The organism is Chryseobacterium cheonjiense (genome assembly GCF_012927265.1).
GTDB classification, from domain to species: Bacteria; Bacteroidota; Bacteroidia; order Flavobacteriales; family Weeksellaceae; genus Chryseobacterium; species Chryseobacterium cheonjiense.
Genome location: NZ_JABBGF010000002.1, coordinates 542,041 through 556,851 on the forward strand (window position 1 = coordinate 542,041; position 14,811 = coordinate 556,851).

The following is a 14,811-nucleotide window of genomic DNA, read 5'->3' on the forward strand; positions in this document are numbered from 1 at the left end:
GGAGAAAATTAAATACTAATATCCAATTCCACCAACACCTCCTTGCTGGTTACCGCTTCCATTATCTGGATTGCCGCAACCATCAATATATTGTTTTGTCCCACCAAATATTTTTTTAGGATGGCTAATTTTTACTAATTGTAACTTTTCCAAAGATAATTTTTTTTCCTTTTTGATTTTCTTTTTCATTTTTTTAAATTTAATATTCAGCCAGCAAAGTAAGTTATATTTTGCTAATCTTGAATCACATATGTCCCTAAATTCATGAATTTACCAGCAATAAAAACACCACAAATTAATGATAATCAACAATATAAAAACTTATACAAATAAATAAATGGAAAGACCTATCATGTAATTTAAATATAATATTTTTGTATAATAATACTTAATAATGAAGCTTAAATATTGTATTTTATTCTTAGTCTATAATTTATTTTATGCACAAAATAATTCAATTGACTCGTTAAAAAAGTATTCCTACATTGAATTAAGCCAAAAATTCTACAATTACAACAATAGAGATGAGCTAAAAAAAGCAAAAATAATCTCAAAATACTATCTTCAAAAAGCAAAATCTGAAAAAGAAACAGAACAGATAGCTGAGGGATATGTAATGATGCATTTTAATCAGAATTTGCCTAATGGATTAAAATATTTAGACAGTTTACAAATTATTACAAAAAATTCGGATAAAGATTATTATCCAGCAAGGATTTTTCTTCTTCGTGGTAATCTATATTCAAAATTTTATAATGTAAAGGCTGCACTGGGAAATTATGTTTTAACATTGGAGCATGCCAAAGAAAAAGGAAATAAAAGACAAATTGCTTTTGCAGAAGTTAATATTGCGTATTTAAACAACTATATAGGCAAGCACAGAGATGCTGCAAATACACTACGATATTATTTATATTATACAGACTATCTAGATAAAAAAGATTATGATAATATTCATGTTAATCTAGCAGACACCTATATTGAAATTAACAAAATGGATTCTGCTCGGATGCTCATTAAGGAGGGGTTGCTTATTAGTTCCGAAACCGGAAAAACGTATCAATATCATGGGTATTTACTGGAATCAGGATATTATAATTTAAAGCTTAAAAAGTATTATGATGCTATTAATGATTTATTACGATGCAAAAAATACTTTTCAACGACTGAGGATATTAGAAATCAAAGTTATACTCTCTTATTTTTAGGACAGTCATATGCCGGACTAAAAGATAAAGATAAAGCTATAGGAACCTTTATAGCATTAGATTCATACATTAAACAGAATAAATATGTGTTTCCTGAACTCAGAGAGGTATACCCTTATATTATTGATTATTACAAAGCTATAAACAATAAAGAAAAACAATTATACTATATTGAAAGGTTTCTAGAAATTGATCAAAGTTTAGATTCTCAATTTAGATATATTTCTCGGGAACTTCCCAGACGTTATGACAAACCAAAGCTTCTAAAAGACAAAGAAAATATTCTTTTAGAACTGAAAAATAAAAAAATATTCTTTTATTGTTCTCTTTTCATTTTATCATTGATCCTACTAATATTTATCTTTTTGTATAAAAAATCTGTAAAGCAGTATAGAAAAATTGCTCACGAATTGATTCAATCTGTAAATGAAAATAGAGTTAAAAAAGAAATAGAATTTATAAAAGATACAATCTCAGATAAAATTCAAAAAGAAGTAATTGTTGATAAAGTAAATACAACTATTTCTGAAGATATAGCTCAGGCTATTCTTACAGAGTTGGAAAAGTTTGAAATAAGAGAACAGTTTTTGAATAAAGGAATTACTCTAGGAAGCCTTGCTAAAAAAATAAAGACAAATTCAAAATACTTGTCTGAAATTATTAATACTTGCAAAGGGAAAAATTTTGCCGCTTATCTAAATGATCTCCGTATTGATTACGCGATCAATAGATTAGCAGAAGACAAAAAATTTCGTTCGTATAAAATATCTTCCATTGCGGATGACTTAGGATATAATACTGAACAATCGTTCACAATGGCTTTTAAAAAGCGAACCGGAACTCCACTGTCTATATATTTAAAGGAAATCGAAAGACTAGCAGATTCTACAGATCAAAAGTCTAAGTCCTTATAAATAACTGAAATAAAACAATTTAAAAAATTTAAATTCCTAAATTCATGAACATACATTCATGAATTTAGGATATAGTTATTTGTATTATCATTTCAAACACACCATCTTTGCATCAACAAAACTAATATCCATTTTTTGTAAGTGCGCACTGCAAAAAGAAACAGCTGATCAGCAAAAACCCATGCTGGGGCTTATACAGCAAAATTATTTACTATATTTATTAAATCAAAGAGATTATGAAAAAAATGATTTTACTAGCAGCATTTGGTGTTGCAGGATTAGTAAACGCAAAAGGTCCTGTAGAGAATAAAATTGAAACATCAACAGAAAAAACGGAGGTGAAAAAAGAAAATGAAAAACCTTTGCAAACATGTGGTGTAGTTGTAACATATTGGTCAGGAGGTCAAGTAGTTGGCACACAAACAATTACTTCAGACCAGCCCGATTTACAAAGTTGTCAAAACTTTCAAACATCAGTGAAGGTCGCTTTATGGGCAGCAGGTTACTGGCTTAGTTAAAATTCTTAAATAAGGAAGGCACTCCCAACGGTACTATCTTGGGAGTGTTTTTATCTAATATTTAAAAAAGCTTTATGAAAAATATAATTTTGCTAATATTTCTGTTAATTTCAACAATTTTTTTCTCACAACAAATTCATGTAAGGTATCTTCGTGTTTTATCTTCTTTTACAACTTCTCATGAAGATCTGTATATTAAAAACAATCAGACTATATCAATTCAAGATTCTACTATAATTAATAATAAACTAACAGATTCTTGGACTATGGCTGTTAATTTGGATAATGGAAAAAAACCACGAAAACAGTATTTTGTTTCAGACATAAGTAATGATCCGGAAAGAAACTACTTCTTTACTTCAAATGTGGATAGTCGTGATTTTTTTATTTATGATAAAGTTCCCAAAATCGACTGGAAAATAGAAGAAAATCAAACCAAAACAATCGCAGGATATAAATGCGTAAAAGCTAAAGGAATATTTAGAGGAACTAATATTACTGCATATTTCGCAAAAGAACTTCCATATTCTGCAGGTCCTTTCAAGTTTTATGGGTTACCAGGTCTCATCTTAGATGTCAGAGCAGACAATATGGATCATGAAATTTGGAAAGCAGAATCCGTAGATGTTGATGATAAAAGCACAATTGTATTTAAACCAAAATTCCTAAACAAAGAAAAAATAAGTTTAAAAGATTATGTCGCAGCAAAAGAAGCACATATGAATAAAATTTTTGCAAAAATTACAGATAATCTACCCAAAACAAACTTTAATGCTAAAGTTACAACAAATCAAAGATTTACTGTAGAGCAAAAGTATGAATGGGAGGAATAGGATTAAAATCGGAAAAGAGTGTATGTACAATTCCAAAGGAATATATAGTGAGCTTTACTTTCGAGTAAATATATTTTATCAAAAAGATAAATATCAGGTTTTAGAATAAACATCAATCACGATAAAAGATAAATAACTGTTCTCTATGAGAGCAGTTATTCTTTATAAAGTCTTCTTATAATGATATTTCTATGTGTGTATATAAAAATCCGGAAATTTGATTTATTTTAAGTATGTAATCCTTCCCTTTCAGACATAAAAAAAGCCCTCTTAAAAAAGAGAGCTGTACGCTGAATCTTTCAGCTAGTACCCCAGGCGGGACTTGAACCCGCACGCCAAAAGAGGCACAGGATTTTAAGTCCTGCGTGTCTACCAGTTCCACCACCAGGGCAGGCGTGGAGCGAAAAACGGGATTCGAACCCGCGACCCCAACCTTGGCAAGGTTGTGCTCTACCAGCTGAGCTATTTTCGCAAACTGTGCGGATGAAGGGACTCGAACCCCCACGCCTCTCGGCACCAGATCCTAAGTCTGGCGTGGCTACCAATTACACCACATCCGCGTGTTTTTGTTTTACTGAATTTTTAATGATCTTCTCTCGTTTTCAGTGGTGCAAAGATAGGATAAATTCTTTTATCTCCAAACTTTTCCGCAGAAAAAATTAAAATTTTTACATTTTTTATTCCCAACCTGTTTTATTACATTTCATTTTATTACTTTTACATCGTTAATTAATATGATATGGAATTACAAGGAACGGTAAAGAAACTTTTTGATGCTCAGACTTTTGCGAGCGGTTTCCAAAAAAGAGAAATGGTTATTTTAACCCAGGAGCAGTATCCACAGCCGATAAACATAGAATTTTTGTCTGATAAGATCAGTTTATTAGATAATCTTAGAGAAGGCGAAAATGTAAAAGTAGGAATCAATATCAGAGGAAGAGAATGGGTTTCTCCTCAGGGTGAAACGAAATACTTCAATTCCATTACAGGATGGAGGGTTGAGAAAGTTTCTGACAATGCTTCAGAACCGACTCAGGCCTCACCTTCCCAGTCTGCATCTTCAGTTTCCAATGAAAACCCTTTCGCCGGAGACGATGACGATGATTTGCCTTTTTAAATAAAGAATACAATTGAAATACAAATCCTGCTTTCTCAAGTGGGATTTTTTTTCCCGAAAAATGATTCGACTAGACGAAAATGAGATTTCTTTTCCGGATCCGGAACTGTATGACGGCCACGAAGGTATAATTGCTTTTGGCGGAGACCTGTCTGTAGAAAGAATCTGGTTTGCATATCAGCTGGGTATTTTTCCCTGGTTTAATCCGGGCGAAGAAATTCTCTGGTGGTGCCCCGATCCGAGATTTGTACTGTTTCCTGAAGAAATAAAGGTATCGAAATCCATGAAAAAAATACTGGACCGGAAGATTTTTACCTTCACAGAAAATACAAACTTCCGAGAAGTCATTAAAAACTGCCAGGATATCAGCCGTAAAGGACAGTCAGGAACCTGGCTCTCTGACGAGCTTATGGAGTCTTTCATCAAACTTCATGACTATGGGCTGGCAAAAAGCATAGAAGTGTGGCAAAATGAAGAGCTGGTGGGCGGGTTTTACGGCCTTCAGATCGGAAATGTTTTCTGCGGTGAAAGTATGTTTTCAAAAGTTAGTAATGCATCAAAAGCAGGATTTATCCATTTTGCCCAAACCTATAAAAACAAGCTGGAACTCATTGACTGCCAGTCCCACACCGAACATTTGGAAAGTCTTGGCGCAAAAATGATTCCCAAACAGGAATTCCTGAAAATTTTACAACGAAATAATGAATACTGATAGAGAAAAATGGATTCTCCTGATCCTCCTGAGCATGATCTGGGGATCTTCTTTTATTTTAATAAAAAAATCACTGGAACATTTCAGCCCTTATCAGGTGGGTGCTTTAAGGGTATTGATCGCCGGAATCATCCTGATGCCGATTGCCATCTCTAAGTATAAACTTTTTCCCAGGAAGCATCTGAAATGGCTTTTGCTGGCCGCTTTTACAGGAAATTTTATTCCCATGTTTCTTTTTCCCATCGCCGAAACGGAAGTCAGCAGCAGTATTGCCGGAATCGTGAATTCAATGATGCCGATTTTTGTGATCATCGTAGGAGCATTAGTATGGAAGTTCGGAACCACAAGACGGCAGATTACAGGAACTTTAATCAGCTTTACCGGCGTTTGTCTTCTGGCTTTTGGAGGAGATGCGGAAAGCGGAACCTTTAAGCTGATTCCTATTTTGCTGCTGTTAATGGCTACTTTATGCTATGCAATAAGCACAACTACGGTAAAATCAAAACTGATGGAGATCTCTTCTACGGTTTTATCTGCATTTGTCTTTGCATTTGTGTTGTTTTTGCCCTCCGTGATTGCACTTACGTTTACGGGATTTTTTTCAACATTTAGCCTTGATAAAGATCATCTCACCGGGCTCATGTTTGTAAGCTTACTGTCGATTTTCGGAACCGGACTGGCAATGATGATGAATTACCGTCTCCTGAAAGTTTCCTCTCCTCTGTTTGCTTCTACGGTTACTCTCTTAATGCCGATTGTTGCTATTATTTGGGGAATCCTGGACGGCGAAAAGCTTACTGCATTACAGTTTGCAGGAGCCGGAGTTATTATTGCCGGACTTATCTTTCTGAGAACTAAACCTAATGTTATAAAAAAATAAATCCCGCTTTTTTGCGGGATTCTTTATAGATAAATTAATTTAAATTAACCTTCGGAATTTTTCTTTTTTACTCTGGCTTTTGCTTTTTTCACCTCATCTTTAATGAAAGGATATTTTTTCTGCATATCCGAAACCAGAGACGGATCAAGATCCAAAGCCTGAAGCAGTACTTCTTTGCCCTTTTCCTGGTCTTTCAGGTTGAAATAGCAATTGCTGAGCTGATAGAACAATTCTGCTCTGTGATGCGCTTTTACGGCTTTATTTAAAACAATAATCGCTTCTTCATATTCACCTAGCAGCATCAATACTTCAGAATAAGCATACCAATTATAAAATCTTGACGGTTCTGCATCCACCAGCTTTTTGAGACAGGCAAGGCTTTCTTCAAATTTTCCGGCATCAATAAATAAAAATGCCAGTCTTTTCTGATAATCAAGATTATTTTCATTCAGGTGAGTGGCTTCTCTAGCAAAATGCAATGCTTCGGTCATGCCGCCCATTTCTTCATAAATGTAGGATTGCTCCATCATCGCCAGGTAAAACTGTGGATCTTCCCGTAATGACTTCTGAAAAGCGTTTAAAGCAACAATCGGTTGTTTTAAGGCTTTATAGCAAAGTCCTATTTTATAAAAAGTAAATGCTTTTGTGTATTCCAGCTCGAGCATCTCTTCATAAACGGCAATTGCTTTTTTATAATCTCCCAAAGCCTCATAACATGCTGCCTTGTTGGCATACACTCCTACGGAGCTTGAGTTGATGGCCAGTAAATAATCGTAGCCTTTTATCGCTTCTTCGTAATTTTTCCTGTTGAAGTAGAACTGTCCGTATTCAAACCATGCAATTTCCGAATAGGCGTATTCATCCAGATATTCATTCAAAAAGGCGATTGCCTCATCGCTCTTATTCAGGTCGGAAAAGCAGACCATACAGTTTTCCAACGCATAATCATCAGTCGGGTCTTCTTTAAGAGCCTTCCTGTAATGTTTAAGGGCGTTAAAAGGATCTCCGAGATTCACATATTCATCTGCAATAAAGTTGTGAAGGAAGTTTTCTTCTTCTTTCAGTTCCAATGCTTTTTTACAGATATCAATGGATTTTCTTGGGTTTCCTAAATTCGAATAATACTTTGCATAGCAGACCAGAAAGTCTGTGTTTTCCATAGAAGAACCTTTCAGCTCATCGATCAGCTCCTTCGCTGTATTATACTCTTCCCATTCCAAAAGAATCTCAAGTTTTTTGATCTTGATGTCTAAGGAATTTGGGTGCAGCTTAAGCCCGTAATTGACTGCAGTATCTGCATAATTAAAGTCTCCAAGCTCCAGATAATAAACAATAATGTCTTCAAGCTCTTCTGTATCGAAGTAGAATTCATCATTATTTTCCATCATTTCCTCGAACTTTTTTACAAGTTCATTTCCAAAATATTCTTCCAATATAAAACAGTTTTAAGATTTAAGACCAGAGATATGAGATATACTAATACTCGCTTCTGAAAATCTTAGTTTTAAATTTAATAATAAATACGATTAAAATGATGAAAAGGTTGTTAACTTTTATTAAATCAAGCTATTGATTTTAGCTATCATTTCATCACCTAACCGGTCGGCTTCTTCCTGCGATTTAGCCTCGGTATAGATTCTGATAATAGGTTCTGTATTTGATTTTCTTAAATGAACCCAATTGTTTTCAAAATCTATTTTTACTCCGTCTATTGTGGAGACCTCTTCATTTTGATATTCTTTTTCCATTTTGGTTAAAATATCATCTACATTAATTTCCGGGGTAAGCTCTATTTTCTTTTTACCCATGAAATAACTTGGATAGCCTGCTCTTAATTCAGAAACGGTTTTGTTTTCTTTGGCAAGATGCGTTAAAAACAAAGCAACTCCTACCAGAGAGTCTCTTCCGTAATGAAGATCAGGATAGATAATTCCTCCGTTTCCTTCACCGCCGATAACCGCATTTTTCTCCTTCATTAATGTAACTACATTCACTTCCCCAACTGCACTTGCAAAATAGTCTGAGTTGTGGCTTTTTGCGACATCTCTTAATGCACGGCTTGATGATAGGTTTGAAATTGCAACGCCGTTTTTATTCTTCAATAAATAATCTGCAACGGCAACCAAGGTATATTCTTCTCCGAACATTTCACCTTTCTCGTCGATCAGGGCCAATCTGTCTACATCCGGATCTACAACAACCCCGAAATCTGCGCCTTCTTTTTTTACCAGTTCACAAATATCTCCCAAATGCTCTTTCAATGGTTCAGGATTGTGCGGGAAATGGCCGGTTGGTTCACAGTATAATTTTACCGTTTTACATCCCAGTTTATCTAAAAGCATCGGAATAGCAATTCCTCCAGTTGAATTTACAGCATCCAATACTACCTTGAACTTTTTAGCTTTAATAGCTTCTGCATCTACCATCGGCAAATCCAGAATCTGCTGAATATGAATATCAAAAGCATCATCTCTTGTTTCATACTTTCCTAAATTATCTACTTCCGCATAGTTGAAATCTTCACTTTCTGCAAGGGCTAAAACTTCGGCTCCGTTTTCTCCGCTGATGAATTCACCTTTATTATTGAGTAATTTCAGGGCATTCCATTGTTTTGGGTTATGAGAAGCCGTTAGAATAATTCCTCCGTCAGCTTTCAGTTCCGGAACCATTATTTCCACGGTTGGCGTAGTGGAGAGTCCCAGATCGATTACGTTGATTCCCAACCCTTGTAATGTAGCGGTAACGAGAGAAGAAACCATCTGCCCGGAAATCCTTGCATCTCTACCAATAACGAGGGTAAGGTCTTTTTTATTGCTGTTATTCTGGAGCCAGGTTCCGAATGCGGAAGCAAATTTTACAACATCAAGCGGCGTAAGGTTATCGTTTACTTTACCTCCGATGGTTCCCCGGATTCCTGAAATACTTTTTATTAGTGACATTATGGGTGTTTTATAGTTAATTTTTGAATAATTTAATTATAAGCAAAATTAAATATTATTTGTCACACCACATCAGAAAGTTATGAACAACCGCAATCCTTATCACAGTTTGTTCGCTTAGAGCTGAACTTTTTCGGCGCGAAATTTTTTCTAAGTATTCTGAACAGCGAATAGCAGGCAAATGCTACAATAAGCAGAACAACAATATATTGTAAAATAAGTGAAGAATCCATTATTTTAAGATTTGATATGCAAACATGGACACAAAATATGCCAAACCAGTCATCATCACCACCTGTAAAGCTGTCCATTTCCAGCTTTTGGTTTCTCTGTAGACTACTGCAAGTGTAGAAACACACTGCATTGCAAATGCGTAAAATAGAAGAACTGAAACTCCTGTTGCAAAGCTGAAAACTTTTTCGCCGTTCGGTTTTACATCTCTTCTCATTTTATCAATTACCTTCACTTCCGGAGCATCATCTTCAAGACTGTACAATGTGGACATCGTACCAACAAAAACTTCTCTTGCGACAAAGCTTGTAAGAATCCCCACACCCATTTTCCAGTCATAGCCCAGAGGTGCGATTACCGGCTCGATCCCTTTACCCATTTTGGCAAGATAAGAGTGATCGAGTTCAACATTAGTTGCAACAAACTGATCCGGCTTTTGCTTAGGTCCGAAATAGCTTAAAAACCAAATAATGATGCTTACGATGAAAATAATTTTCCCTGCTCCTGTAATGAAGTCCCAAACTTTACCCAACACCATTTTAAGATCATATCCAAAAAGAGGTTTTTTATAGGTTGGCAAATCCATTACGAGATAGGTTTTTCCTTTATTTTTAATAAATCTGTTAAGAACTGCAGCAGAAAATAAAGCGACTACAAAACCCAACAGATACATTCCCATTAATACAAGTGCTCTATATTTTATTCCTAAAAACGTTCCATCCGAGATGATCAACCCGATGATAATACTGTAAACAGGAAGCCTTGCAGAACACGTCATGAAGGGGGTTACCAGAATCGTCAATAATCTTTCCTTCAGATTTTCTATATTTCTTGTGGAAATTACAGCCGGAATCGCACAAGCGGTACCTGAAACCAATGGGACAATACTTTTGCCATTCAGACCGAAAGGCCGAAGGAGCCTGTCCATCAGAAAGACTACTCTTGCCATGTATCCAGAATCTTCCAGCAGATAAAGGAAATACAATAAAATCCCAATCTGTGGTGCGAAGATAACAATACCTCCGATTCCCGGAACGATTCCATTGGAGATCAGCGAGTTCAGAGGTCCCTCCGGCAAATGCTCTCCCGTAAAAGCGGAAAGCCAGGAAAAAAAATCATCAATCCAGTTCATTGGATATTCTGCAAGGAAGAAAACGCTTTGGAAGATGATTAATAAAATCATCATAAAAACGACATATCCCCAGAATTTATGAACCAGTATTTTATCTAGTTTTTCAGTTAGTAACTCTTTGAACTGAGGCTTTTTCGAAATAACATTTGATAAAATACCATCAATTTTCTGATACCGCCTTACTGTTTCCTGTACCTGTAGTCTTTTCGGTACAAGACTTTTGGAATCCGGCTCATTAATCTGCTCAACAACAGAATTTATTTTTCCTAAATCCGTACCAAGAGACAGTGTAAGCCAAGTTTTATATTCATTATCGATACCCTTGTGCAACGCAACTTTATGGATAAAATCCTTATGTTCGGACGGTACTTCAAACGTCTGCACCGATGTTTCCAGAAATTTATTTTGTAAAACAGCTTCTTTCAGCTCTTCAATACCAATCTGTTCTTTCGCATTGGTGCGGATGATTTTTATACCTAGAGCTTCTGAAAACTTATCAATATCAATAGAAATTCCTCTTCTTTCCGCCTGATCGATCTGATTAACTACCAAAATCATCGGAATTCCGAGATCCTGAATCTGCTGAAACAGAAGCAGGCCTCTTTTTAAGCTTAGCGCTTCAAGAATATAGATTACTCCGGCATAATCTTTCTGATTGTCCATTACAAACTTCGAGAAAATGGCCTCATCTTCCGAGCTTGGATAAATGCTGTAAGATCCCGGCAGATCCACCACTTCTACCTCTTCATTTTTGTAGGTATAAAATCCGGAATGGCTGGCTACAGTAACCCCCGCATAGTTTCCTGTCTTCTGTTTTTTGTTGCAAAGCGCATTAAAAACCGTAGACTTTCCTACATTCGGATTTCCTACTAACAGAATTTGCTTTTTATGATTTCCCTGCATCAATTCAATTCTTCAACAATGATATATCTGCCCTCTTCTTCACGGAGTGCAATACGGCTTTTTTCTTCACCGAATTCTACGTACATCGGTCCTTTAAAAGGAGCCTGATACAGAATTCTGAATGCGGTTTCCGGAAGAAGCCCCATTTCAATAATTTTGTTAGGCATTTTAAGGCTGTCGTTATCATACCCTAAAATCTTTCCCATTCTGTTTTTGGGAAATCCACTTAATTTATGTAAACCCATCTCTTTCAAAGCCAAAATTTTGTATGCAAATATACGCTATTTAAATTTAATCTAAATAACATTGGGCTATTAAAAAAAGACCGAATATGTACTATTCGGTCTTTCTTTAAATGTAATGTTAATTATGGATTAATTGTGGGATTGTGTAGAGCATCACACTGCAATACGAGCTCCATACTTACCATAGGATTTTTCACCCAAGCCCAAGTTTCACAAGGATGCTTAAATAAAAAATCAAGTGAATAATAATTTTCAACTTCTTCACCTTGAATCGTTTTTTTTGCCACTAAAACTTTTCCTTGTGTGTCTGGTACATCTTTTTTCATTTTAGTTTTAGGTTCTTCAGTTTTTGCAAATGCAACTGTTGACAATGTCAACAGAGTCGTAATAAGAATTTTTTTCATAAGATTTTTTTAAATTTTTTGAATTGCCAAATTATTAACTCTAAAAGAAAATTCCAAGCACAGTGAATTCTTTTTACAAAAACCGTACAAATCATTTGATTTTATGGAAAATTTGTAAATTATATAAACACAATTTCAAAGTTTAGTGAAAAAAAATTACGTAAAAACCCAGAGAATATCTGGGCTTTTAAATATAATTAGTTAAATATGAATGTCTATTTTTTCTTTTTTTCCGTTGCGTAAGAAGTAAGCTCAATAGGATTATCATTGGAGTTAAAGAAATCCTTATACATTTTCTCCTGTTTCTTCATCATATCTCCAATGGTTCCGTCCATTCCCGGTATTGTTTTAGACATGATTTCCTGAGTCATCATAGGTCTTGCGGTTGCAAACGGATCTTTTTTGAAGTCACTGAACGTTTTCTCAAATTTCTCTCTCGGCATCTCTGTCACTTCCAAGGACATATTGGAGATTTTTTCAGAATAAGAAAGTTCCTCCCAGTTCTGAACTTTTTTATTTCCCTGCAGCGTCCATGAGTAATTTTTGCCCTCATCTTCAATTTTTACGATAAGTCCCGGAAGGCCTGAAAACTTATACGGCCCATCCTGAAACGGAAGATCTGTGCTAAACCATGCCGTCCATTTTCTTCCTGCGAAATCTACTGTTGCTTTCTGAGCATTATAAGGACCTATTTTCTCTTTTTCATTAGAAATTTTCCAGTCGAACTTTATGGTTTCAGTATATGCAATTCCCATTGGCGTAAACCCGCTTGCTATTCTTTCAACATACTGCACTTTCATATCCGGATAATATTTTACAATCTTTTCAGAAAACTTCGGCATTCTGATAGTTTTTGACAAATCTTTGAATACACCCGACTTTTGCATAGCCTCAATCTGTACTTTTATAATAGAGTCCTGTCCTATCACAGTATAATCTCTGTAAACAGAACGGTCTTTAGCGATATCAAGTGCAGTCAAAACTTTTTCAAGTTTTACAGAATCTTTCTTCGGTTTAAAGGTAAGCTCATAAAAAAAACGGTTGGCGGTTTCTTTAGAATCCTTATCCTGAGCGCCTGCAAAAGCAAAAAGAGCGATAAAAAATATTGAAAATAGATTTTTCATTGTTTTAAAATGTTTATTGGTATTAGTTGGCAGTGTACTGAATTTGTTACAATTTTTTTATGTTCTTTTCTAAACTTCTGATTTTAATCTGATTTTAATCTCGTTAATCACATTTTAATTCTATTCCAAAGAGCTTCTAATCCGGTTATTTTAATTTTGTATCATCGAAAAAGATAATACGAACCTAAATCTCAATAATATGACCAGAACGATTTTAATAGCTACTGATTATTCTCTTGAATCTCTGAACATCCTTAAAAAAGTAATGAGGGAGAAAGATGCTTCGGAAGATCCTAATCAATACAATATTCTTTTGGTTTCGGGATATGATACGGGAGATTCTATCAGAGATCTTCTATTCAATACAAAAAGTACGATTTTCCATAAGCTGAGACCAAAGGAATTTTGTGAGGCGTACGCTATAATTAAAAATAAATATCCTCACCTTATCAATAAAATCGTGTGCGATATTTTCACGGGAAGCTTCCAAAGAACTTTTAACAACTATGTAAAAGCTGAAAATATTGAGGAAGCGTATTATTCCGCGTCAATTAAAAGTAACGGGAACGGAAAGTTTGACCTTAGCCAATACATCAAAAAATGTAAAGACCTGGATTCGCATGAAATTTCCGTAGCGTCTCAGGAGCATCTTCCGGAGAAAGGAAAACTGGCAGAAATCTTTGCGGAAGCTTAATTAGAAATAAAATTTTTAAAAAATGTTAAGGAATTATAGTAACAGCAGGACGTTGGGAGACAACATAAGACTGGGAACGCTGACTGCCTTCACGGCAGGTACTATAAATATTGCTTCTCTGTTAATATTCCTCTCGTTTACGTCCAACGTAACAGGACATTATGCCATTCTGGCAGCAGAAATCAGTAAAGCCAACTGGTCACAGGTTGCTGTAGTGGGATGCTGGATTTTTCTCTTCTTTTTTGGAGGGTTTGCGTCGAATTTTATGGTTATCAACTTTAATAAGAAAAGCAAATACTTTGCGCATGCCATGCCTTTGGTGTTGGAAATAGCCTGTCTTCTTTTTGTAGGTATTTACGGACAGTTCTACTACCGTAAAACGCTTGAAGAAACGGAATACCTGGTCGCTTTAATGCTTTTTGCAACAGGGCTGCAGAATGGTTTAACGGCAAGTATATCGAATTTTTCCGTGAAAACGACACACCTTACCGGTACTACTACCGACCTTGGAATTCTGTTTTCTATGTTTACCCAGAAAAAATTCAGGAAAAACGGAGAGTTGGTAGCCAGAGCCAAATTATTAATGAGCATCATGCTTGCTTATGTGTTGGGAGCGGTATTTTCCGGACTTACGTATTATTATCTGGAATTTAGGGTTTTCTATATAATCAGCCTTTGCTTATTAATCGTAATCGGATATGATGCCTATAAAATTCATCTCAGACATTACAACACCCAATACAGATACAGCAAAATATATAGAAAACCTAACTTTTTAGCTTTTCTGTACGACAAAATCCATGGAACTACTGAGATTAAGCAGGAAAGAGAAAAGAAGAGGAAACTTATTTTTGAAGAATAAAGCTCTTGTAAATACTTCATATTTAAAGATAATACTATCAGTATTAATTTTGTGTAAACTAGCTGTGAATCAATCCTCTAATTGTATATTGCAAT

At 35.2% G+C, this 14,811-nt stretch carries 15 protein-coding genes and 3 tRNA genes; 8 read left to right on the forward strand and 10 right to left on the reverse strand.

The features are described from left to right. Positions 1 to 15 precede the first annotated feature (15 nt). Positions 16 to 189, reverse strand: a complete 174-nt coding sequence (locus HHL20_RS13035; protein WP_169231611.1) for a hypothetical protein — start codon at positions 187 to 189, stop codon at positions 16 to 18. Positions 190 to 394: 205 nt separating this feature from the next. On the opposite strand from HHL20_RS13035, the gene HHL20_RS13040 reads away from it, so the two are divergent. The 3 genes from HHL20_RS13040 (at position 395) to HHL20_RS13050 (ending at position 3,473) form a co-directional block, all read left to right on the forward strand. Beyond that, positions 395 to 2,122: a helix-turn-helix domain-containing protein gene (locus tag HHL20_RS13040; protein ID WP_169231612.1), complete on the forward strand. Its 1,728-nt coding sequence runs from the start codon at positions 395 to 397 to the stop codon at positions 2,120 to 2,122. A 236-nt stretch (positions 2,123 to 2,358) separates the two neighbouring features. Further along, entirely contained in the window at positions 2,359 to 2,640 is a 282-nt protein-coding gene (locus tag HHL20_RS13045) for a hypothetical protein (protein ID WP_169231613.1), read from the forward strand. A 74-nt stretch (positions 2,641 to 2,714) separates the two neighbouring features. Then, positions 2,715 to 3,473: a GLPGLI family protein gene (locus HHL20_RS13050; RefSeq protein ID WP_169231614.1), complete on the forward strand. Its 759-nt coding sequence runs from the start codon at positions 2,715 to 2,717 to the stop codon at positions 3,471 to 3,473. A gap of 307 nt (positions 3,474 to 3,780) precedes the next feature. Here the strand turns inward: HHL20_RS13050 and HHL20_RS13055 are convergent. The 3 genes from HHL20_RS13055 to HHL20_RS13065 form a co-directional block, all read right to left on the reverse strand. Next, positions 3,781 to 3,864, reverse strand: a tRNA-Leu gene (locus HHL20_RS13055). Between the two features lie 5 nt (positions 3,865 to 3,869). Continuing rightward, positions 3,870 to 3,945: transfer RNA gene (locus HHL20_RS13060), tRNA-Gly, on the reverse strand. Between the two features lie 6 nt (positions 3,946 to 3,951). Further along, positions 3,952 to 4,033 (reverse strand) — tRNA-Leu (locus tag HHL20_RS13065). Between the two features lie 179 nt (positions 4,034 to 4,212). Here HHL20_RS13065 and HHL20_RS13070 point away from each other — a divergent pair. From HHL20_RS13070 to HHL20_RS13080, 3 genes are all read left to right on the forward strand, one after another. Further along, the gene (locus HHL20_RS13070; protein ID WP_169231615.1) at positions 4,213 to 4,590 is read left to right on the forward strand and encodes a DUF3127 domain-containing protein; all 378 of its coding nucleotides are present in this window, start codon (positions 4,213 to 4,215) and stop codon (positions 4,588 to 4,590) included. 61 nt (positions 4,591 to 4,651) lie between these two features. After that, entirely contained in the window at positions 4,652 to 5,302 is a 651-nt protein-coding gene (gene aat, locus HHL20_RS13075) for a leucyl/phenylalanyl-tRNA--protein transferase (protein WP_169231616.1), read from the forward strand. Further along, the gene (locus tag HHL20_RS13080; RefSeq protein WP_169231617.1) at positions 5,292 to 6,182 is read left to right on the forward strand and encodes a DMT family transporter; all 891 of its coding nucleotides are present in this window, start codon (positions 5,292 to 5,294) and stop codon (positions 6,180 to 6,182) included. Before aat ends, HHL20_RS13080 begins: the two co-directional genes overlap by 11 nt. Before the next feature lie 44 nt (positions 6,183 to 6,226). Here HHL20_RS13080 and HHL20_RS13085 read toward each other — a convergent pair whose 3' ends face one another. The 6 genes from HHL20_RS13085 to HHL20_RS13110 form a co-directional block, all read right to left on the reverse strand. Then, a complete protein-coding gene (locus HHL20_RS13085; RefSeq protein WP_169231618.1) occupies positions 6,227 to 7,615 on the reverse strand; it encodes a tetratricopeptide repeat protein in 1,389 nt (462 codons plus the stop codon). Between the two features lie 123 nt (positions 7,616 to 7,738). Beyond that, positions 7,739 to 9,121 carry a phosphoglucosamine mutase gene (gene glmM, locus HHL20_RS13090; protein WP_169231619.1) on the reverse strand — a complete coding sequence of 461 codons (1,383 nt, stop codon included), beginning with the start codon at positions 9,119 to 9,121 and terminating at the stop codon, positions 7,739 to 7,741. A gap of 232 nt (positions 9,122 to 9,353) precedes the next feature. Continuing rightward, entirely contained in the window at positions 9,354 to 11,387 is a 2,034-nt protein-coding gene (feoB, locus tag HHL20_RS13095; RefSeq protein ID WP_169231620.1) for a ferrous iron transport protein B, read from the reverse strand. Continuing rightward, positions 11,387 to 11,632, reverse strand: a complete 246-nt coding sequence (locus tag HHL20_RS13100) for a FeoA family protein (protein WP_169231621.1) — start codon at positions 11,630 to 11,632, stop codon at positions 11,387 to 11,389. The genes feoB and HHL20_RS13100 overlap by 1 nt, the downstream gene beginning before the upstream one ends. A gap of 122 nt (positions 11,633 to 11,754) precedes the next feature. Next, a complete protein-coding gene (locus HHL20_RS13105; RefSeq protein ID WP_169231622.1) occupies positions 11,755 to 12,036 on the reverse strand; it encodes a hypothetical protein in 282 nt (93 codons plus the stop codon). 215 nt (positions 12,037 to 12,251) lie between these two features. Then, positions 12,252 to 13,160, reverse strand: coding sequence for a GLPGLI family protein (locus tag HHL20_RS13110; RefSeq protein ID WP_169231623.1), 909 nt, complete (start codon positions 13,158 to 13,160; stop codon positions 12,252 to 12,254). A gap of 199 nt (positions 13,161 to 13,359) precedes the next feature. Here HHL20_RS13110 and HHL20_RS13115 point away from each other — a divergent pair, with 199 nt between their 5' ends. After that, positions 13,360 to 13,854, forward strand: coding sequence for a hypothetical protein (locus tag HHL20_RS13115; protein WP_169231624.1), 495 nt, complete (start codon positions 13,360 to 13,362; stop codon positions 13,852 to 13,854). Between the two features lie 22 nt (positions 13,855 to 13,876). Beyond that, positions 13,877 to 14,716 carry a YoaK family protein gene (locus tag HHL20_RS13120; RefSeq protein WP_169231625.1) on the forward strand — a complete coding sequence of 280 codons (840 nt, stop codon included), beginning with the start codon at positions 13,877 to 13,879 and terminating at the stop codon, positions 14,714 to 14,716. Positions 14,717 to 14,811 lie beyond the last annotated feature (95 nt).